The sequence below is a fragment of the Pseudomonas sp. 22082 genome (genome assembly GCF_052046055.1).
In the GTDB taxonomy this organism is placed as follows: domain Bacteria; phylum Pseudomonadota; class Gammaproteobacteria; order Pseudomonadales; family Pseudomonadaceae; genus Aquipseudomonas; species Aquipseudomonas pharyngis.
Window position 1 is genome coordinate 81,383 of record NZ_JBQEQB010000017.1, and the last position, 18,175, is coordinate 99,557.

Here is an 18,175-nt window from a genome sequence, read left to right on the forward strand (position 1 = left end):
TGCCGACGGTAAAAAGATTTCCTCTAGCTGCGTCGTTTTCGTCAACTTTGGAGTGTTTACAACAATGGCAAAAATCGTCGACATCAAAGGTCGTGAAGTTCTCGACTCCCGTGGCAATCCCACCGTGGAAGCGGACGTGCTTCTCGACAACGGCATCATCGGCAGCGCCTGTGCGCCGTCCGGTGCATCCACTGGCTCGCGTGAAGCGCTCGAGCTGCGTGATGGCGACAAGAGCCGTTACCTGGGCAAGGGCGTGCTCAAGGCGGTAGCCAACATCAACGGTCCGATCCGCGATCTGCTGCTGGGCACCGACCCAAGCGACCAGAAAGCCCTGGATCACGCGATGATCAAGCTGGACGGTACTGAAAACAAAGCGACCCTGGGCGCCAACGCCATCCTCGCCGTATCCCTGGCTGCGGCCAAGGCGGCTGCACAGGATCAGGACCTGCCGCTGTACGCACACATCGCCAACCTGAACGGTACTCCGGGTGTGTACTCGATGCCGGTTCCGATGATGAACATCATCAACGGTGGCGAACACGCCGACAACAACGTCGACATCCAGGAATTCATGGTTCAGCCGGTTGGCGCCAAGTCTTTCTCGGAAGGTCTGCGCATGGGCACCGAGATTTTCCATCACCTGAAAGCTGTGCTGAAGGCCCGTGGCCTGAGCACTGCTGTCGGTGACGAAGGTGGTTTCGCGCCGAACCTGGCTTCCAACGAAGACGCACTGAAAGTGATCTCCGAAGCGGTGGCCAACGCCGGTTACAAGCTGGGCACCGACGTGACCCTGGCTCTGGACTGCGCGGCCAGCGAATTCTTCGAAGACGGCAAGTACAACCTGTCCGGCGAAGGCCAGGTGTTCACCGCTGAAGGTTTCGCCGACTACCTCAAAGGTCTGACCGAGCGTTACCCGATCATCTCGATCGAAGACGGTCTGGACGAGTCCGACTGGGCTGGCTGGAAGATCCTCACCGACAAGATCGGCGAGAAGACCCAACTGGTCGGTGACGACCTGTTCGTGACCAACACCAAGATCCTGAAAGAAGGCATCGATAAAAAGATCGCCAACTCGATCCTGATCAAGTTCAACCAGATCGGCACCCTGACCGAAACCCTGGAAGCCATCCAGATGGCCAAGGCTGCCGGTTACACCGCCGTGATCTCGCACCGTTCGGGCGAAACCGAAGATTCGACCATTGCCGACCTGGCTGTGGGTACTTCGGCTGGCCAGATCAAGACCGGTTCGCTGTGCCGTTCCGACCGCGTTTCCAAGTACAACCAACTGCTGCGTATCGAAGAGCAGTTGAATGGCAAGGCCAAGTACAACGGTCGCAGCGAGTTTCGCGGCTGAGCAGTAAATGATAGAAAGACACCGGATTGTGTCGGAAAAGTCGTGACAGCGATGGATTTGCCACTAATCTGATGCCTTATATGCACAAGCCTGGATATTCCAGGCTTCGTGCTATCAGATGCTTCAAAGTTTTGGCGTGGCTGTCTTTTTTCACTGGATACCTGATATTCGATGCGCAGTCCTTACTGGTTGTTTCTCGTTTTGCTCTTGCTGCTGGCCGGTCTGCAGTACCGCCTGTGGGTGGGCAATGGCAGTCTGGCGCAAGTCGCCGAACTGAATCAGCAGATTGCTGATCAACACGCCGAGAACGAAGCCTTGCTGGAGCGCAACCGGGTGATGGACGCTGAAGTCAGCGAGTTGAAGAAGGGCATGGAGACCGTTGAAGAGCGGGCTCGTCACGAACTGGGCATGGTCAAGGACGGCGAAACCCTTTACCAGTTGGCCCAATGATCGACTCCCTGCCGGCCTTCTGGGCCGTGATTCCTGCCGCGGGCGTCGGTGCCCGAATGGCTGCGGACCGTCCCAAGCAGTACTTGCAACTGGGCGGGCGCACAATTCTCGAACACAGCCTCGGCTGTTTCCTCGATCACCCAAGCCTCAAGGGCCTGGTGGTCAGTCTTGCCGTTGATGATCCTTATTGGCCGAATCTGGCCAGCGCCAGCGATCCGCGCATTCAACGGGTTGACGGTGGTGCCGAGCGTTCCGGCTCGGTGCTCAACGCCTTGCTTCATCTGCACGCCCAAGGTGCCGATGATGACGATTGGGTGTTGGTGCACGATGCGGCACGACCGAACCTGAGCCGTGATGATCTCGACAAATTGCTTACTGAACTGGCGAACGATCCGGTCGGCGGCTTGCTGGCCGTGCCGGCGCGCGACACCCTGAAACGGGTCGACAAGCACGGTCGTGTGGTGGAAACCGTGGATCGCAGCGTGATCTGGCAGGCCTACACGCCGCAGATGTTCCGCCTCGGTGCCTTGCACCGTGCACTGGCCGACAGTCTGGTGGCTGATGCCGTGATCACCGATGAAGCCTCGGCAATGGAGTGGTCCGGCATGGCGCCGCGCCTGATCGAAGGTCGAGCGGACAATCTCAAGGTCACCCGGCCTGAAGATCTGGAATGGCTGCGCCAGCGCTGGACCAACCGTCGTTAAATCCGATACTCAGGCCGTTCGGCCAAACCTTCCTTGAGAAAGTCCACCAGTTTGCGCACCTTCGGCGACAAGTGCCGCTGCTGCGGATACAACGCCCACACCGCTGTATTCGGCGGTTGATGCGCCTCCAGTAAAGAAATCAACGCGCCGCTGTGCAGATGCTCCAGCACGTAATAGTCCGGCAACTGACACAGTCCGACGCCTTGTAGCGCCGCATCCAGCACCGCTTGCCCACTGTTGCAGCGCCAGTTTCCCTGCACCCGCTGGGAAAATTCCCGCCCGTTCTGCTCAAGCTGCCAGATGTCCGAGCTGCCGATCAGGCAATTGTGCCGTCCCAGTTCCGACAAACTGTGTGGGCGCCCGTACCGTTCCAGGTAGGAAGGCGACGCACACAGATACATGCGCCGCGGTGCCAGCCGGGTCGCCACCAGCCGTGAATCCTGAAGCCGGCCAAGACGGATCGCCAGGTCCAGGCCTTCATGCACCAGATCGAGTTGGCGGTTGGTCAGTTCAATGTCGATGCGCAGTTGCGGGTAGTGCCCCATGAACCGCGTCACCAGCGGCACAATGAAACGCTCGCCATACGCTACGGCACAGGTCATGCGCAGCATGCCTTTGGGTTCGCTGGTCAGATCGCCGACCGCGCGCAAGGCTTCTTCGCGTCCGTCCTGCAGACGTTGGCAATGTTGCAGAAAGGTCTGGCCGGCCTCGGTCAGGGTGACGCGCCGGGTGCTGCGATACAGCAGGCGCGTCTGCAAACGCTCCTCCAGCCGTACGATTTGTCGACTGATGTGCGAGGAAGAAACGCCCAGGCGTTCCGCAGCGGCGGTGAATTGGCTGCATTCGGCAACGGCGACGAACTCGTCGATGCCTTCCCAGCGGTTTTCGGACATGGGGATTATCCCTGTATGGCAATAATGTTTTGCTTTTGCCCGGATTATTCATCAAGCAGCGCTGGACTACACTCCCTGTCTGCTTTTTTATTCAATGGATTCACTGGAGAGTCAGCATGATCAAGTCGCGCGCCGCCGTTGCCTTCGAGGCCAAGAAGCCGCTGGAAATCGTAGAAGTCGATGTCGCCATGCCCAAGGCCGGTGAAGTATTGCTGCGCGTGGTGGCTTCCGGTGTTTGCCACACTGACGCATACACCCTGTCCGGCGCGGACCCGGAAGGTATCTTCCCGTCGATCCTCGGCCACGAAGGCGGCGCCATCGTTGAAGCGATCGGCGAAGGCGTGACCTCGGTGGCCGTCGGCGACCATGTGATTCCGCTGTACACCCCGGAATGTGGCCAGTGCAAATTCTGTAAGTCGGGCAAGACCAACCTGTGTCAGGCCATTCGGGCCACCCAGGGCAAGGGCCTGATGCCGGACGGCACTTCGCGCTTTTCCTACAAGGGCCAAACGATTTTCCACTACATGGGTACTTCGACCTTTTCCGAATACACCGTGCTGCCGGAAATCTCCGTGGCCAAGATCTCCAAGGACGCGCCGCTGGAAAAGGTCTGCCTGCTCGGTTGCGGCGTGACCACCGGTATCGGCGCAGTGATCAACACCGCCAAGGTCAAGCCGGGTGACACCGTGGCGATTTTCGGCCTCGGCGGCATCGGTCTGTCGGCCGTGATTGGCGCGGTGAAGGCCAAGGCCTCGCGCATCATCGCCATCGACATCAACCCGGCCAAGTTCGAAATCGCCAAACAACTGGGTGCCACTGACTGCGTGAACCCGAAAGACTTCGACCGCCCGATCCAGGAAGTGATCGTCGACATGACCGATGGCGGCGTCGACTTCTCCTTCGAATGCATCGGCAACGTGCAGCTGATGCGCGCAGCCCTCGAGTGCTGCCACAAGGGCTGGGGCGAGTCGGTGATCATCGGTGTTGCCGGCGCCGGCCAGGAAATCGCCACCCGTCCGTTCCAACTGGTGACCGGTCGCGTCTGGCGCGGTTCGGCGTTCGGTGGCGTGCGTGGCCGGACCGAACTGCCAAGCTATGTCGACATGGCGCAAAGCGGCGAAATCCCGCTGGATACCTTCATCACCCACACCATGGGTCTGGAAGATATCAACAAGGCCTTCGACCTGATGCACGAAGGCAAGAGCATCCGTACCGTCATTCATTTCTGATCAATCCCGATGCCACGGCCGCCACCGCGCGGCCGTGGTTGCGTAGGAGTCCTACATGAGTCTGGAAAACATCTCCTGTCAGAAGAGTTTCGGCGGATGGCACAAGCGCTATCGCCATCGTTCCGAAGTGCTCGGTTGTGACATGGTGTTCGCCGTGTACCTGCCGCCCCAGGCAGAGCAGGGCGGCAAGCTGCCGGTGCTGTACTGGCTGTCGGGCCTGACCTGCACGGACGAGAACTTCATGCAGAAGGCCGGTGCCATGCGCATGGCGGCTGAACTGGGGCTGATCATCGTGGCACCTGACACCAGTCCGCGCGGCCCGGATGTACCGGGTGATCCCGACGGGGCCTGGGATTTCGGTCTCGGTGCCGGGTTTTATCTGAATGCCACGCAGGAACCCTGGTCGCGGCACTATCGGATGCATGACTACGTTGTGCAGGAATTGCCTTCACTGGTTGAAGCGCATTTCCCGGCGTCGGACAAACGCAGCATCAGCGGCCATTCCATGGGTGGTCACGGTGCGCTGGTCTGTGCGTTGCGCAATCCGGGGCGTTATCAGTCAGTGTCAGCGTTCTCGCCGATCAATAATCCGATTGATTGTCCGTGGGGCCAGAAAGCGTTCTCCCGCTATCTGGGCGAAGACCGTTCGAAGTGGCGCGAGTGGGATGCCTGTGCGCTGATCGCCGAGGCGGACGAAAAGCTGCCATTGCTGGTCGATCAGGGTGACCGCGACGATTTCCTCGCCACCCAACTCAAACCGGAAGCCCTGCAACAAGCCGCAAAACAAGCGGGCCACCCGCTGACGTTGCGTCTGCAACCGGGCTACGACCACAGCTATTTCTTCATCGCCAGCTTCATTGACGACCACTTGCAGCATCACGCGCGCGCCCTCAAGGCCTAATGCAGGTAGAATCACGCCCTGACAAAATTCGGGGCGTTTTTTTATGCGTATTGGCCACGGCTATGATGTGCACCGTTTCGCTGAAGGCGATTTCATTACTCTGGGCGGCGTGCGAATCGCACACCGCTTCGGGCTGCTCGCTCACTCCGACGGTGACGTCCTGCTGCACGCCTTGAGCGACGCCTTGCTCGGCGCGGCGGCGCTGGGTGATATCGGCAAGCATTTCCCGGACACCGACCCGCAATTCAAGGGTGCCGACAGCCGTGTCCTGCTGCGCCATGTGGTCAGTCTGATCCACGCCAAAGGCTGGAAGGTCGGCAACGTCGACAACACCATCGTGGCCCAGGCACCGAAAATGGCCCCCCATATCGAATCGATGCGCGCGCTGATTGCCGCGGATCTGCAAGTAGAACCGGATCAAGTGAACGTGAAAGCCACCACCACCGAGAAGCTCGGCTTCGTCGGTCGCGAAGAAGGCATTGCCGTGCATTCCGTTGCCTTGTTGCTGCGCGCATGAACGAACTGCAACTGCTCGGCCCGCGGGCCTATGGCGATGCCCTCGGCACCGCGGTCCTGAAAGCCATCGCCGAAGATTTCCAGGTCGATGAAGTCCTCGACATTCCGTTCAGCGGTGACGGCGAGCACCTGTGGATCTGGGTCGAGAAGCGCGGCCTGAATACGGAAGAGGCCGCACGCCGTATCGCCAAGGCCGCCGGCGTGCCGCTACGCACGGTGAGTTACGCCGGTCTGAAAGACCGTCAGGCGCTGACCCGCCAGTGGTTCAGCGTGCAATTGCCGGGCAAGGCCGATCCGGATCTGTCGGCGGCGGAAAACGACACGCTGAAAATCCTCAAGACCACTCGCCACAAGCGCAAGCTGCAACGCGGTGCGCATTCGGCCAACGGTTTCACGTTGCGCCTGACCCAGTTCAATGGCGACAAGGCCGCCATCGACGAGCGTCTGCAACTGATCGCCAAACAGGGCATCCCGAATTACTTCGGCGCCCAGCGTTTCGGCCATGACGGTGGCAACGTTGTCGATGCCCGCTCCTGGGCCGCGCGCAAGGCACTGCCGGAGCAGCGCAATGTGCGCTCGCGCCTGCTGTCGACCGCGCGCAGTTTTCTGTTCAATCAGGTGCTCGCAGCACGGGTCGCCGATGGCACCTGGCAGCGTGCCCAGGTCGGCGATCTGCTGGCGTTCACCGATAGCCGCAGCTTTTTCCCGGCCGGTGAGGCCGAGTGCAGCGACCCGCGCCTGGCGATTCTCGACCTGCATCCGACCGGTCCGCAGTGGGGCGAAGGTGACTCGCCGGCGGCCGGGGTTGTCCATGATCTGGAGCAGGGGATTGCCGCACGCGAGGCGGATCTGCGCGATTGGTTGATTAATGCCGGTATGAGCCACGAACGTCGCATCCTGCGGCTGCCCATTGGCGGGTTGACGTGGCATTATCCCGAGCCTGACATTCTGCAACTGGAATTCGTCCTCCCGGCCGGATGCTTCGCCACCGTATTGGTGCGCGAACTCGTTGATCTGGTGCCGGTGGGGCAGACGGACAGCCCATGCGTATTCTGATTTCTAACGACGATGGGGTGACTGCGCCCGGTCTTGCCGCGCTTTATGCTGCGCTGGCGGATTACACCGAGTGCGTGGTTATCGCCCCGGAACAGGACAAGAGCGGTGCCAGCAGTTCGCTGACACTCGACCGTCCATTGCACCCGCAATACCTGGCCAACGGCTTTATCAGCCTCAATGGTACGCCGACCGACTGCGTTCATCTGGGGCTCAACGGTTTGCTTGAACGTGAGCCGGACATGGTGGTGTCGGGGATCAACCTGGGCGCCAACCTGGGTGATGACGTGCTGTATTCCGGGACCGTGGCAGCCGCCCTCGAGGGCCGCTTTCTCGAGCGCCCGTCGTTTGCCTTCTCGCTGGTTTCGCGGCAGGTCGACAACCTGCCCACGGCCGCCTACTTTGCGCACAAACTGGTCGAAGCCCATGCCGGGCTCGATCTGCCTCCGCGCACGGTATTGAACGTGAATATTCCGAATCTGCCGATCGATCACATTCGCGGCATTCAACTGACCCGTCTCGGCCATCGCGCCCGTGCGGCGGCGCCGATGAAAGTCGTGGACCCGCGCGGCAAGGCCGGTTACTGGATCGCTGCTGCAGGTGACGCGGAAGACGGCGGGCCGGGCACCGATTTCCACGCGGTGATGCAGGGTTACGTATCCATCACTCCGTTGCAGCTCGATCGCACCTTCAATGATGCCTTCAGAGGTCTCGACGGCTGGCTGGAGGGGCTCAATTAATGGCTCGTGAACAAGACGACAGGCTGCGCAGCGGCATCGGGATGACGTCCCAGCGAACCCGTGAGCGCCTGATCCAGCGTCTGTATGAAGAGGGCGTTTCCAACGCCAGCGTGCTGGAAGTGATCCGTCGCACCCCGCGGCACCTGTTCGTCGATGAAGCGCTGGCGCACCGGGCCTATGAGGACACCGCGCTGCCGATCGGCAACAACCAGACCATTTCCCAGCCTTATATGGTGGCGCGCATGAGCGAGCTGCTGCTGGAAGCCGGGCCGCTGGATAAGGTGCTGGAGATCGGCACCGGTTCCGGTTACCAGACGGCGGTGCTGTCGCAACTGGTCGAGCGGGTGTTCTCGGTGGAGCGCATCAAGGTGCTGCAGGATCGGGCCAAGGAGCGCCTGGTCGAGCTCAACCTGCGCAATGTGGTGTTTCGCTGGGGCGATGGCTGGGAAGGCTGGCCGGCGCTGGCGCCGTATAACGGCATCATCGTCACGGCGGTGGCGACCGATGTGCCTCAGGCTCTGCTTGATCAACTGGCACCAGGCGGGCGGATGGTGATCCCGGTCGGCTCCGGTGAAGTGCAGCAATTGATGCTGATCGTGCGCGAAGAAAACGGCTTCTCCCGACACGTTCTCGGGGCGGTGCGTTTCGTGCCATTGCTCAATGGGCCGCTGGCCTGAGCATTTGTTCAAGGCTGCTGAATTCCTGTCGAGCGTGCCTGTCTTACAGCGGCAGCGAGTGTTTAAACAGGACGGATCGTCTACAAGCAAACGTGTGCGCCGAGCGATAGCGCTTCTATAAAGGTAAAGCCGGTTGCGCCCGTTATACTTGCGAAGTTTCATGCCGGAATCGGTATTCCACATTTTTCAGCCACCACAAAGGGAGCGGCGGGTGAGTCTCACAGTCATTGCGCAGCGTATGGGTAACACGAGCTTTCAGCGCCTGGTGACTGGCCTTGTCTTGAGCACCTTGCTGGTCGGTTGCTCCAGCACAAAATCGAACAACGTTCGGGTCGTCGATCGCAACAATACGGTGGCCCAGCGTCCGGTCGTGACGACCGGGCAGTATGTAGTCCGTCCGGGCGATACCCTGTTTTCCATCGCTTTTCGCTACGGCTGGGACTACAAAGCCCTCGCCGCCCGGAACAATATTCCTACGCCATACACGATACATCCGGGTCAGACGATTCGCTTCGACGGCCGTACCGGTTCAACGTCGACGGCGGTCGTCAGCAACTCCGGTTCTTCAGCGTCTTCGTCCAGCAAAACCACGGTTATCCGGCGCCAGGCAAATGGCACGACAACCACCACAACCACGGGTTCCGGCGCGGCTTCAACGACGGTTGTACCGTCCGTCGCCAACAAGCCAACACCCGCTCCACTGCCTCCACCGGGCCCGGCCCCGACCGGCTGGGGATGGCCATCTAATGGCATTCTCATTGGAAAATTCTCTTCAAACGGTAGTTTGAATAAAGGAATTGATATCGCCGGAGATTTGGGACAGCCTGTTTTAGCTGCGTCTGATGGGACGGTGGTATACGCCGGGAGTGGCTTAAGGGGCTACGGCGAATTGGTCATCATCAAACACAGCGAAACCTACGTCAGTGCTTACGGACACAACCGTCGGCTGTTGGTACGGGAGGGGCAGCAGGTCAAGGTCGGACAGACAATTGCCGAAATGGGGTCAACGGGTACAGACCGGGTGAAACTGCATTTTGAGATTCGCCGACAAGGTAAACCTGTAGATCCGCTGCAGTTCCTGCCAAGACGTTGATTTGCAGACCAGCCTGTTCCGTCACGTAGAGGGGACAGGCTCCAGCGTTGCCAAGGATAAAGGCGTCGCTTGAGCTTGGGGTCGAACTCACCAAAGGACTATAACAATGGCTCTCAGTAAAGAAGTGCCGGAGTTTGACATCGACGATGAGGTTCTCCTGATGGAGACCGGCATCGATTCGGATTCGATGTCGAATGATGAAGGGGCTGCTCCACCTTCCGTTCGTGCCAAATCCAAACACTCCGCTTCACTTAAACAACATAAGTACATCGATTACACTCGGGCACTTGATGCCACGCAGCTGTACCTCAACGAAATCGGCTTTTCCCCTCTGCTCTCCCCGGAAGAAGAAGTTCATTTTGCGCGCTTGTCGCAAAGTGGCGATCCTGCCGGGCGCAAGCGCATGATCGAAAGTAACCTGCGGCTGGTGGTCAAAATCGCCCGGCGTTACGTCAATCGGGGGCTGTCGCTGCTGGATCTGATCGAAGAGGGCAACCTCGGATTGATCCGCGCGGTGGAAAAGTTCGATCCCGAGCGCGGCTTCCGCTTCTCGACCTACGCGACCTGGTGGATCCGTCAGACCATCGAACGCGCAATCATGAATCAGACCCGGACCATCCGGTTGCCGATCCATGTGGTCAAGGAGCTCAACGTGTACCTGCGGGCTGCACGGGAGCTGACGCAAAAGCTCGACCACGAACCTTCACCCGAAGAAATTGCCAACCTGCTGGAAAAACCGGTGGGCGAGGTCAAGCGCATGCTGGGCCTGAACGAGCGGGTTTCTTCGGTCGACGTCTCGCTGGGTCCGGATTCGGATAAAACCCTGCTCGACACCCTGACGGATGACCGTCCGACCGATCCGTGCGAACTGCTGCAGGATGACGACCTGTCGCAGAGCATCGATCAATGGCTCTCGGAGCTGACCGACAAGCAACGCGAAGTGGTGGTACGCCGCTTCGGCCTGCGCGGTCACGAGAGCAGCACGCTGGAGGATGTAGGCCTGGAGATCGGCCTGACCCGGGAACGGGTGAGACAGATCCAGGTGGAAGGCCTCAAACGCCTTCGGGAAATTCTCGAGAAAAACGGCCTGTCGAGCGAGTCGCTGTTTCAATAAGCCGCCCGCCTGACCGCTATGCAGAAAGCCCCGACTGGTTCGGGGCTTTTTGTTTGTGTGCTGAAAGCGGCAGGTACTCCCACCTTGTAGGTTTGCGCTGTAAGCCTTTGCTGACTGTATCGTAAGTGTTCGTTATTTTTACACTGCTGCCGAAGGCGATTGCGTTCATCGATGATTAGTAAAATATTGATTTATATGGTTATTTTTTAATGTTAAGGGCTTATGACAACAGGTTCGTACGCTGGAGGCCAGTTGCCCCCGGCGGGGAACTCTTTAGTATCTGGGTTGTGTCGACGGATAGACACGCCCTTCAAGGACGAGGGGAATGGACATCGCAGGACGCGATTCATCAGGACGATGAAAAGGAACACAGGGAATAGGGAAAAAATGTGGGCGGGTCAAACCGCCCCTTTTTTTGCCTGGAGAAAAGCCAAACCCGCAAAAACAAAAAGGCCCGCGAGGGGCCTTTTCATTCGAACGCGGGACAGATCAGCGTTCGAGGTCTTTGATCTTGCCTTTGACGCCATCCCACTCTTCGGCATCCGGCAGCGATTCTTTCTTCTCGGTGATGTTCGGCCAGATTTCGGCCAGCTCAACGTTCAGCTGAATGAATTCCTGCATTTCTTCCGGAACTTCGTCCTCGGAGAAAATGGCCACGGCCGGGCATTCCGGTTCGCACAGGGCGCAGTCGATGCACTCATCCGGGTGAATCACCAGGAAGTTCGGGCCTTCGTAAAAGCAGTCCACCGGACAGACTTCTACGCAGTCGGTGTACTTGCACTTGATGCAGTTGTCGGTGACGACGAAGGTCATTTCTAATTTTCTCCTCAGGCGGCGGCAGCGTTGCCCCTTCACGGTTGGGGTCGCCAGGTTCGGGAGCGATGTCTGCCAGCCAGGCTATTAGCCAGCAGCATCCCGAACCGCGCGAGATTCTAACAGCTTGAAGCCGTTTGCGTTATATCCGGTTCGTCGGTGCTTAGATCCGGTTCTTTAGTGCATAGAGCATTTCGAGTGCGCGACGCGGTGTTACGTCATCCAGATCGAGCTTGGCCAACTCATCCAGCACCGGATGCGGGAGGCTGGCAAACATGTCGCTCTGCTGCGGTGTCGCCGGTTTGCCCTTGACGGCCGGTTTTGGCGCCTCATGTGGCAGCGCGGTATCTTCCAGGCGGCTCAGGTGCTCACGAGCACGCACGATCACTTCGCTTGGCACACCGGCCAGCTGTGCGACCGCGAGGCCGTAACTCTGGCTTGCCGGGCCTGGCAACACATGGTGCAGGAACACGATGCGTTCATTGTGTTCGGTCGCATTGAGGTGCACGTTGGCCACCAGCGGTTCGGCTTCCGGCAACACAGTCAGTTCGAAATAGTGTGTCGCGAACAGAGTATAGGCCCGCAATTGCGCCAGACGCTCAGCCGCTGCCCAGGCCAGGGACAGGCCGTCGAAGGTGCTGGTCCCGCGACCAACTTCGTCCATCAGTACCAGGCTGCGCTCGGTAGCGTTATGCAGAATGTTCGCGGTCTCACTCATTTCCACCATGAAGGTCGAACGCCCACCGGCGAGGTCATCGCTGGAACCGATCCGGGTAAAGATCCGGTCCACCAGCGACAGTTCGCAACTCGCTGCCGGCACAAAACTGCCGATATGTGCCAACAGCACGATCAGTGCAGTCTGGCGCATATAGGTGGATTTACCGCCCATGTTCGGGCCGGTGATCACCAGCATGCGGGTGTTGTCATCCAAGCTCAGGTCGTTGGCCACGAACGGCGTGGTCAGCACTTGCTCGACCACCGGGTGACGGCCCTGGGTGATACGCATGCACGGTTCGCTGACGAACGTCGGGCAATTCAGGTCGAGATTCAGCGCACGTTCGGCGAGGTTGCTCAGCACGTCCAGTTCGGCGAGAGCCGAGGCGGTGTCCTGCAATGGGGGCAACTGGCTGATCAGATCTTCCAGCAATGCTTCATAAAGCATCTTCTCGCGGGCCAGGGCACGGCTCTTGGCCGACAGTGCCTTGTCTTCGAACTCTTTCAGCTCTGGCGTGATGAAGCGCTCGGCACCTTTGAGGGTCTGACGGCGAATGTAATCTGCGGGCGCCGACTCGGCCTGTTTGCTCGGCAGTTCGATGAAGTAACCGTGGATGCGGTTGTAGCCGACTTTCAGGTTGGCGAGGCCGGTGCGGGCCTTTTCCCGGGCTTCCAGATCAATCAGGAACTGGCCGGCGTTTTCGCTCAGCGACTGCAGCTCGTCGAGCTCGCTGTCGTAACCGGTTTTCAGCACGCCGCCGTCGCGGATCACCGCCGGCGGGTTGTCGATGATGGCTTTTGCCAGCAGCGCGGCCAGTTCCGGGTACGTGCTGGTGGTGGTCGCCAGGCGTTGCAGGTGTGGCGCTTCCAGGTCAGCCATTGCCACTTGCAGTTCAGGCAACGCGCCGAGTGCATCACGCAGGCGGGCGAGGTCGCGAGGGCGGGCATTGCGCAGGCCGATCCGCGCCAGAATCCGCTCGATGTCGCCGATTTCCTTGAGCTGCGGCTGCAGGTTTTCAAAGCGATAGCGGTCGAGCAGACAAGTGATCGAGGTCTGGCGAGCCAGCAGCACGGTCAGATCGCGCAGCGGACGGTTGAGCCAGCGGGTCAGCAAGCGGCTGCCCATGGCGGTCTGGCAACGGTCGACCACCGATTGCAGGGTGTTGTCGCGGCCACCGGCCAGGTTGGTGTCGAGTTCCAGGTTACGGCGGCTGGCGCCGTCCAGCACCACGGTGTCGTCCAGCCGTTCATGACGCAGGCTGCGCAGATGGGGCAGGGCGGTGCGCTGGGTTTCCTTGGCATACGCCAGCAGGCAACCGGCGGCGCCGATCGCCAGGGTCAGGGTTTCGCAACCGAAGCCTTTGAGGTCCTGGGTGGAGAATTGCTGGCAGAGACTTTTCAGCGCCGAGTCACGTTCGAAATCCCACGGCGCGCGGCGACGAACGCCACGGCGCTTTTCCGCCGGCAGATCCTTCGGCCAGTCATCCGGGATCAGCAATTCGACCGGGTTGACCCGTTCCAGCTCCGCCAGCAGGTTTTCCCAGCCCTTGATCTCCAGCACGGTGAAGTTGCCGCTGGTGATGTCCAGCACCGCCAGGCCGAACAGGCGCTCGTCGCCCAGCACCGCCGCGATCAGGTTATCGCGACGCTCATCCAGCAACGCCTCGTCGCTGACCGTACCGGGGGTAATGATTCGCACCACTTGGCGCTCCACCGGCCCCTTGCTGGTGGCCGGGTCGCCAACCTGCTCGCAGATCACCACCGACTCGCCGAGCTTGACCAGTTTCGCCAGGTAGCCTTCCGCCGCGTGATACGGAATCCCGCACATCGGAATCGCCTGACCCGCCGACTGCCCGCGCGCGGTCAGGGTGATGTCCAGCAACTTGGCTGCCTTCTTCGCGTCTTCGTAGAAGATCTCGTAGAAGTCGCCCATGCGGTAGAACATCAGCTGGTCCGGGTGCTGATTTTTCAGGCGCCAGTACTGCTGCATCATCGGAGTGTGGGAGGACAGGTCGGAGACGGCTTTATTCATCGGATTGTCAGGTAACTCGTTGGAAGGTGTGGGGCAAAAGCGCGGCAGTGGCCGGGCTTTTCCGCGATGGGCGCAAGGTTACCATGGGCGGTCTGTCGGACGCAGGCATCGCGGCCGGGTGACAGCTATATGGCGCAAAAAGCTCGACTATGCACGATTTATGCAAATCAGCATTTGTCTTCGCGAAAAACTTCAAGCACTATGCGCGTTATGCAAAAACGCAACGTATCTACCGTCTTAAGAGCACTGCTCGACCAGCACGGGATCTCCCCCACGGAGCTTCACCGTCGCACCGGCGTGCCTCAATCCACGCTCTCGCGGATTCTCAGCGGGAAGATCGTCGATCCTTCGGATAAACACATCTCGAAGATCGCCGAGTACTTTGCCGTGAGCACCGATCAGTTGCGCGGGCGCGCGGATGTTGCGCCCGCCAGCAACGGCGGACGCGACGAGTTGCATTCCGAACTCAAGGACATAAGCCTGTGGGACGACGACACCCCCGTCGATGACGACGAGGTGTCGGTACCCTTTCTTCGCGAGGTTGAATTGGCTGCTGGATCAGGAAGATTCGTCATCGAAGAGAGCGAGCGCTCGAGCCTGCGCTTCGGCAAGCGCAGCCTGCGCCATAACGGTGTGCAGTTCGATCAGGCCAAATGCGTGACGGTACGGGGCAACAGCATGTTGCCGGTGCTGCGCGACGGTGCCACGGTTGGGGTCAACGCGGGAAAATGCGGGATTGGCGACATCATTGATGGCGACCTTTATGCGATCAACCACAACGGTCAACTGCGGGTGAAGCAGCTTTATCGCCTGCCCACCGGTATCCGCCTGCGCAGCTTCAATCGCGATGAGCATCCGGACGAGGACTACAGCTTCCAGGACATGCAGGAAGAGCAGATCGTCATCCTCGGTCACGTCTTCTGGTGGGGCATGTACGCCCGGTAACCTGATTCCTTTCTGACAAAACCCGCCTCGGCGGGTTTTTTTTCGCCTGTAGAAAACCGGCCAACCCTTGAATGGCGGGGCTTTCATGCATTCGCGCATTTCCAGTGCATAAATAAATGCATTTGCGCATTGACTGTATATGCATCAATGCATATTCTTGCCACCAAGCCGCTCGACAAAGCGGCTGGCAACAACAGCTCTTTAGTTCCACAAGAACAGGCAGCGATGAACCGGCCTCAACGGTTCAGAGGGTTGGCAACTGACCCGGGTGTGCAGCGTAAAGCACCAGAAGCAGTTATCCGGCGGGCAGGGACCGCGGTCGGAAAAACAATTTGAATGGACTCGTACCGCGCCAGTAGCGCCGAAAAGTCAGCTTCCTTCACGTACACAGGATTGAAGGAAGGCGAAGGAGCGCATTACTGAAAAGCCCGGCGAAATGCCGGGCTTTTTGGAATGCCTGCCTGACGCAGGCCGCTTCAACGGAGCTTCACGACATAAACCCAGTCAGGCGGAGAATCAAAAGGACTTGCAGATGTTGAAAGAATGCCGCTGTGGCCATTGCAAACGACTGCTCGCCCGGGTGGGTGAGTACACAGAACTCCAGATCAAATGTTCCCGCTGCGGAACATTGAATCATGTGAAGGCCGCGAGCCTCGAGCGATCGCCTGTGAGCGACATGAGCACATCAAGTGCACAAGACTATCCGACTCTATAGGTAAAAAATGAAATCGATCAAAACTCATCTGGGTTCGATGCTGTTGTCCCTGACGCTGCTGGCTGCCAGCGGTTCCGCCTTTGCGGCCGAACTGGTTGTCAATGGAAGCTTTGAAACTCCTGGCTGCGCTAACGACTGCATCTTGAATACACCCGCTCAGGCTGACTTCATCAACGGCTGGACAACGTTCCTGTCCGGTGTCGAGTACATTAATGTCCGCGCCGCCATCGGCAGTTCGGTTGCTGCGGACGGCGCAATGGCGGTTGATCTTGCCAACTATGTTTACGAAAACGGCGGCGGAATTCAGCAAAACATCAACACCGTCGTGGGCGCAAAGTATCGCCTGACTTTCAGCGCCGGTAACTCGAAGTATGTGAATCGCACCGGCAATGGTGTCATCAACGTCAAGGTAGCCGGACAAACCACAAGCTTCGACACGCCTGTGGCGATAGGTGATGCAACCGTATGGGAAACAAGAACCCTGGACTTCACCGCCACTACTTCGCAAACGACCCTGAGCTTCTGGAACGAGCAGAATCCCAATGCTCATTTCGCGTTCATTGACAAGGTCAGCGTAGTACCTCTTTAAGGGATAGCCGGCGGGCACTCCTTGAGTGTCCGCTTTCCGAGACATCGTTTGAAACCAAAATACATAACACATCAAACTTTCAAGGAGGCGTGACATGACAAGCGAGCAACAAGCGTTGGCAGACATGCCGATCTGGCTGGTCATCCTCCTTGCCGTCGTGGGCGGGGTGTCCGGCGAAATGTGGCGCGCCGACAAGGAGGGCGCCCGTGGCTGGTCACTGCTGCGGCGCCTGGCCCTGCGTTCCGGCGCCTGCATGATCTGCGGCGTCTCGGCGATCATGCTGCTGTACGCCGCCGGCATGTCGATCTGGGCTGCCGGGGCATTTGGTTGCCTGACGGCAATGGCCGGTGCCGACGTCGCTATCGGCCTTTACGAACGTTGGGCTGCCAAGCGTATCGGCGTCTGCGAAGTTCCTCCGCGCGACCCGCAGTAACCCCTTCACTTTCCTGTCTCGCTGCACGCCGTGCGGCGGGACTTCGCGTGGACATCAGAAAAGGAGGTCAAGCATGCCCACACCGATCCAGCAGCCTTCGCAGCTGTTCACGGCGATGGCGACAGCCTTGCGCAACAGCTCCGAGCTGAACGTGCAGGTCGGCAATCACGATGACTTCACGGCCCCCGGCGACAAGGCCTGGGTGTTGATCGACATCGAGCGAAATGCACCGGGAGAGCGCGCCGCCAATGGGCGCATTGCCCATGTGCTGACGCTGTCGTTGCAAGTCATTCCGGCGCTGTCCGCCACGGCATTTGCCGCCTGTGATCTGATCGCCGCGCTGAAGAACCTGATCACCGACAACCGCTGGGGCTTGCCCGGCGATCAATGCGATCTGCCGATGAACATCGATGGAATGCCGTCATTGCTCGTCCGCGCCGATCAGCCGAGCAAAGCCTGGACGCTGTCGTTCAACCAGACCCTTTACCTGGGCCCGACCTTGCTCGACGACCCGCTCGGTACACCGAAATTCGCCCGCACCTGGGAAGTCAGCGACATCGACGATCCCGACCAATACACCTCGCTGGAGGCCTGATCGATGTTCGACGCATTACTGCGAATGCAACTGGGCCCGATCATCGAGCGCCTGGCCGAGATGGAAGCGGAGATCGAAGACCTGCACCGGCGCGCCGAGAGTTATTGCCGCATCGGCATCTGTCAGGAGGTCGATGCGGCGAGCAACACCTGCCGAGTCAGCCACGGTGGATTGCTGACACCCGCCATCAAGTTCTTCAACCCCAGTGCCGGCGCGCAGAGCGAGTCGCGGATCCCGACGGTGGGCGAACAGTGTCTGCTGTTCAACTACGGCAGCGGTGAAAGCGGCGCGCAAAGTGTGGCGCTGTTCGGCCTGAACAGTGACCGTTTTCCACCGACCTCGACGGTGCCGACGTTGACCCGTCGCGTCCATCAGGACGGCAGCGAAAGCGGCTACGACGACGCCACTCACACGCTGCATTGGCAAAACGGTCCGGCCGCCTTCAACGGTTCTCGCGAAGCTCTTGAGCTGAGCATCGGGCCGGCACGGCTGGCAGTGACTCCGCAAGCGATCAACCTGCAACTGGGCGCGGTCGGCCTGACCATCGACGCCTCGGGCGTGCACTTCAGCGGCCCGCTGGTGGATCACCAGGGCCGCGTTATCAGCCCCTGAATC

At 59.6% G+C, this 18,175-nt stretch carries 20 protein-coding genes; 17 read left to right on the forward strand and 3 right to left on the reverse strand.

The window, feature by feature from the left end; all coding sequences use genetic code 11:
• Positions 1 to 64 precede the first annotated feature (64 nt).
• From eno to ispD, 3 genes are all read left to right on the forward strand, one after another.
• Positions 65 to 1,354 carry a phosphopyruvate hydratase gene (eno, locus tag ACTJK9_RS19660; RefSeq protein WP_007954808.1) on the forward strand — a complete coding sequence of 430 codons (1,290 nt, stop codon included), beginning with the start codon at positions 65 to 67 and terminating at the stop codon, positions 1,352 to 1,354.
• 171 nt (positions 1,355 to 1,525) lie between these two features.
• Positions 1,526 to 1,804, forward strand: coding sequence for a cell division protein FtsB (gene ftsB / locus ACTJK9_RS19665; RefSeq protein WP_003222158.1), 279 nt, complete (start codon positions 1,526 to 1,528; stop codon positions 1,802 to 1,804).
• Entirely contained in the window at positions 1,801 to 2,508 is a 708-nt protein-coding gene (gene ispD, locus ACTJK9_RS19670) for a 2-C-methyl-D-erythritol 4-phosphate cytidylyltransferase (RefSeq protein ID WP_221398812.1), read from the forward strand. The genes ftsB and ispD overlap by 4 nt, the downstream gene beginning before the upstream one ends.
• Here the strand turns inward: ispD and ACTJK9_RS19675 are convergent.
• Positions 2,505 to 3,401 (reverse strand): LysR substrate-binding domain-containing protein, encoded by an 897-nt coding sequence (locus tag ACTJK9_RS19675; RefSeq protein WP_007954817.1) that lies wholly within the window; start codon positions 3,399 to 3,401, stop codon positions 2,505 to 2,507. The two genes, ispD and ACTJK9_RS19675, sit on opposite strands and share 4 nt — an antisense overlap.
• A gap of 116 nt (positions 3,402 to 3,517) precedes the next feature.
• On the opposite strand from ACTJK9_RS19675, the gene ACTJK9_RS19680 reads away from it, so the two are divergent.
• The 8 genes from ACTJK9_RS19680 to rpoS all read left to right on the forward strand — a co-directional run bounded on the left by ACTJK9_RS19680 (position 3,518) and on the right by rpoS (position 10,724).
• Entirely contained in the window at positions 3,518 to 4,630 is a 1,113-nt protein-coding gene (locus tag ACTJK9_RS19680; RefSeq protein WP_007954819.1) for an S-(hydroxymethyl)glutathione dehydrogenase/class III alcohol dehydrogenase, read from the forward strand.
• 55 nt (positions 4,631 to 4,685) lie between these two features.
• Positions 4,686 to 5,531 (forward strand): S-formylglutathione hydrolase, encoded by an 846-nt coding sequence (gene fghA / locus ACTJK9_RS19685; RefSeq protein ID WP_064593801.1) that lies wholly within the window; start codon positions 4,686 to 4,688, stop codon positions 5,529 to 5,531.
• Positions 5,532 to 5,574: 43 nt separating this feature from the next.
• Positions 5,575 to 6,048: a 2-C-methyl-D-erythritol 2,4-cyclodiphosphate synthase gene (gene ispF, locus ACTJK9_RS19690; protein ID WP_085612298.1), complete on the forward strand. Its 474-nt coding sequence runs from the start codon at positions 5,575 to 5,577 to the stop codon at positions 6,046 to 6,048.
• Positions 6,045 to 7,103, forward strand: a complete 1,059-nt coding sequence (gene truD / locus ACTJK9_RS19695) for a tRNA pseudouridine(13) synthase TruD (protein WP_011332702.1) — start codon at positions 6,045 to 6,047, stop codon at positions 7,101 to 7,103. The genes ispF and truD overlap by 4 nt, the downstream gene beginning before the upstream one ends.
• A complete protein-coding gene (gene surE / locus ACTJK9_RS19700) occupies positions 7,091 to 7,840 on the forward strand; it encodes a 5'/3'-nucleotidase SurE (RefSeq protein ID WP_085612300.1) in 750 nt (249 codons plus the stop codon). Before truD ends, surE begins: the two co-directional genes overlap by 13 nt.
• Positions 7,841 to 7,881: 41 nt before the next feature.
• Complete coding sequence (locus ACTJK9_RS19705) at positions 7,882 to 8,517, forward strand: protein-L-isoaspartate(D-aspartate) O-methyltransferase (protein ID WP_170844894.1); 636 nt, start codon at positions 7,882 to 7,884, stop codon at positions 8,515 to 8,517.
• 211 nt (positions 8,518 to 8,728) lie between these two features.
• A complete protein-coding gene (locus ACTJK9_RS19710; protein ID WP_440815596.1) occupies positions 8,729 to 9,610 on the forward strand; it encodes a peptidoglycan DD-metalloendopeptidase family protein in 882 nt (293 codons plus the stop codon).
• 106 nt (positions 9,611 to 9,716) lie between these two features.
• Positions 9,717 to 10,724 carry an RNA polymerase sigma factor RpoS gene (rpoS, locus tag ACTJK9_RS19715; protein WP_007954831.1) on the forward strand — a complete coding sequence of 336 codons (1,008 nt, stop codon included), beginning with the start codon at positions 9,717 to 9,719 and terminating at the stop codon, positions 10,722 to 10,724.
• Between the two features lie 489 nt (positions 10,725 to 11,213).
• Here rpoS and fdxA read toward each other — a convergent pair whose 3' ends face one another.
• Both fdxA and mutS read right to left on the reverse strand, forming a co-directional pair.
• Positions 11,214 to 11,537, reverse strand: coding sequence for a ferredoxin FdxA (gene fdxA / locus ACTJK9_RS19720; protein ID WP_007908827.1), 324 nt, complete (start codon positions 11,535 to 11,537; stop codon positions 11,214 to 11,216).
• Positions 11,538 to 11,700: 163 nt separating this feature from the next.
• Positions 11,701 to 14,283 carry a DNA mismatch repair protein MutS gene (mutS, locus tag ACTJK9_RS19725; protein ID WP_440815598.1) on the reverse strand — a complete coding sequence of 861 codons (2,583 nt, stop codon included), beginning with the start codon at positions 14,281 to 14,283 and terminating at the stop codon, positions 11,701 to 11,703.
• 210 nt (positions 14,284 to 14,493) lie between these two features.
• Here mutS and ACTJK9_RS19730 point away from each other — a divergent pair, with 210 nt between their 5' ends.
• The 6 genes from ACTJK9_RS19730 to ACTJK9_RS19755 all read left to right on the forward strand — a co-directional run bounded on the left by ACTJK9_RS19730 (position 14,494) and on the right by ACTJK9_RS19755 (position 18,172).
• Complete coding sequence (locus ACTJK9_RS19730; RefSeq protein ID WP_085612303.1) at positions 14,494 to 15,228, forward strand: LexA family transcriptional regulator; 735 nt, start codon at positions 14,494 to 14,496, stop codon at positions 15,226 to 15,228.
• Between the two features lie 532 nt (positions 15,229 to 15,760).
• Entirely contained in the window at positions 15,761 to 15,943 is a 183-nt protein-coding gene (locus ACTJK9_RS19735; protein ID WP_085612399.1) for a Com family DNA-binding transcriptional regulator, read from the forward strand.
• A gap of 7 nt (positions 15,944 to 15,950) precedes the next feature.
• Complete coding sequence (locus ACTJK9_RS19740) at positions 15,951 to 16,532, forward strand: DUF642 domain-containing protein (RefSeq protein WP_085612304.1); 582 nt, start codon at positions 15,951 to 15,953, stop codon at positions 16,530 to 16,532.
• 94 nt (positions 16,533 to 16,626) lie between these two features.
• On the forward strand, positions 16,627 to 16,965 hold the full coding sequence (locus tag ACTJK9_RS19745; RefSeq protein WP_221398818.1) for a phage holin family protein: 339 nt from the start codon (positions 16,627 to 16,629) through the stop codon (positions 16,963 to 16,965).
• Between the two features lie 73 nt (positions 16,966 to 17,038).
• Positions 17,039 to 17,560, forward strand: coding sequence for a hypothetical protein (locus ACTJK9_RS19750; RefSeq protein WP_221398819.1), 522 nt, complete (start codon positions 17,039 to 17,041; stop codon positions 17,558 to 17,560).
• 3 nt (positions 17,561 to 17,563) lie between these two features.
• On the forward strand, positions 17,564 to 18,172 hold the full coding sequence (locus tag ACTJK9_RS19755; protein WP_440815605.1) for a phage baseplate assembly protein V: 609 nt from the start codon (positions 17,564 to 17,566) through the stop codon (positions 18,170 to 18,172).
• Positions 18,173 to 18,175 lie beyond the last annotated feature (3 nt).

Bases quoted from the DNA above. Each gene is read 5' to 3' on its own strand.
- ACTJK9_RS19750 (WP_221398819.1), top strand. From the start codon at position 17,039: ATGCCCACACCGATCCAGCAGCCTTCGCAGCTGTTCACGGCGATGGCG.
- ACTJK9_RS19735 (WP_085612399.1), top strand. From the start codon at position 15,761: ATGTTGAAAGAATGCCGCTGTGGCCATTGCAAACGACTGCTCGCCCGG.
- fdxA (WP_007908827.1), bottom strand. From the start codon at position 11,537: ATGACCTTCGTCGTCACCGACAACTGCATCAAGTGCAAGTACACCGAC.
- fghA (WP_064593801.1), top strand. From the start codon at position 4,686: ATGAGTCTGGAAAACATCTCCTGTCAGAAGAGTTTCGGCGGATGGCAC.
- rpoS (WP_007954831.1), top strand. From the start codon at position 9,717: ATGGCTCTCAGTAAAGAAGTGCCGGAGTTTGACATCGACGATGAGGTT.
- ftsB (WP_003222158.1), top strand. From the start codon at position 1,526: ATGCGCAGTCCTTACTGGTTGTTTCTCGTTTTGCTCTTGCTGCTGGCC.
- ACTJK9_RS19745 (WP_221398818.1), top strand. From the start codon at position 16,627: ATGACAAGCGAGCAACAAGCGTTGGCAGACATGCCGATCTGGCTGGTC.
- mutS (WP_440815598.1), bottom strand. From the start codon at position 14,283: ATGAATAAAGCCGTCTCCGACCTGTCCTCCCACACTCCGATGATGCAG.
- surE (WP_085612300.1), top strand. From the start codon at position 7,091: ATGCGTATTCTGATTTCTAACGACGATGGGGTGACTGCGCCCGGTCTT.
- ispF (WP_085612298.1), top strand. From the start codon at position 5,575: ATGCGTATTGGCCACGGCTATGATGTGCACCGTTTCGCTGAAGGCGAT.
- ACTJK9_RS19705 (WP_170844894.1), top strand. From the start codon at position 7,882: ATGACGTCCCAGCGAACCCGTGAGCGCCTGATCCAGCGTCTGTATGAA.
- ACTJK9_RS19730 (WP_085612303.1), top strand. From the start codon at position 14,494: ATGCAAAAACGCAACGTATCTACCGTCTTAAGAGCACTGCTCGACCAG.
- ACTJK9_RS19755 (WP_440815605.1), top strand. From the start codon at position 17,564: ATGTTCGACGCATTACTGCGAATGCAACTGGGCCCGATCATCGAGCGC.
- ispD (WP_221398812.1), top strand. From the start codon at position 1,801: ATGATCGACTCCCTGCCGGCCTTCTGGGCCGTGATTCCTGCCGCGGGC.
- ACTJK9_RS19680 (WP_007954819.1), top strand. From the start codon at position 3,518: ATGATCAAGTCGCGCGCCGCCGTTGCCTTCGAGGCCAAGAAGCCGCTG.
- truD (WP_011332702.1), top strand. From the start codon at position 6,045: ATGAACGAACTGCAACTGCTCGGCCCGCGGGCCTATGGCGATGCCCTC.
- ACTJK9_RS19740 (WP_085612304.1), top strand. From the start codon at position 15,951: ATGAAATCGATCAAAACTCATCTGGGTTCGATGCTGTTGTCCCTGACG.
- ACTJK9_RS19675 (WP_007954817.1), bottom strand. From the start codon at position 3,401: ATGTCCGAAAACCGCTGGGAAGGCATCGACGAGTTCGTCGCCGTTGCC.
- eno (WP_007954808.1), top strand. From the start codon at position 65: ATGGCAAAAATCGTCGACATCAAAGGTCGTGAAGTTCTCGACTCCCGT.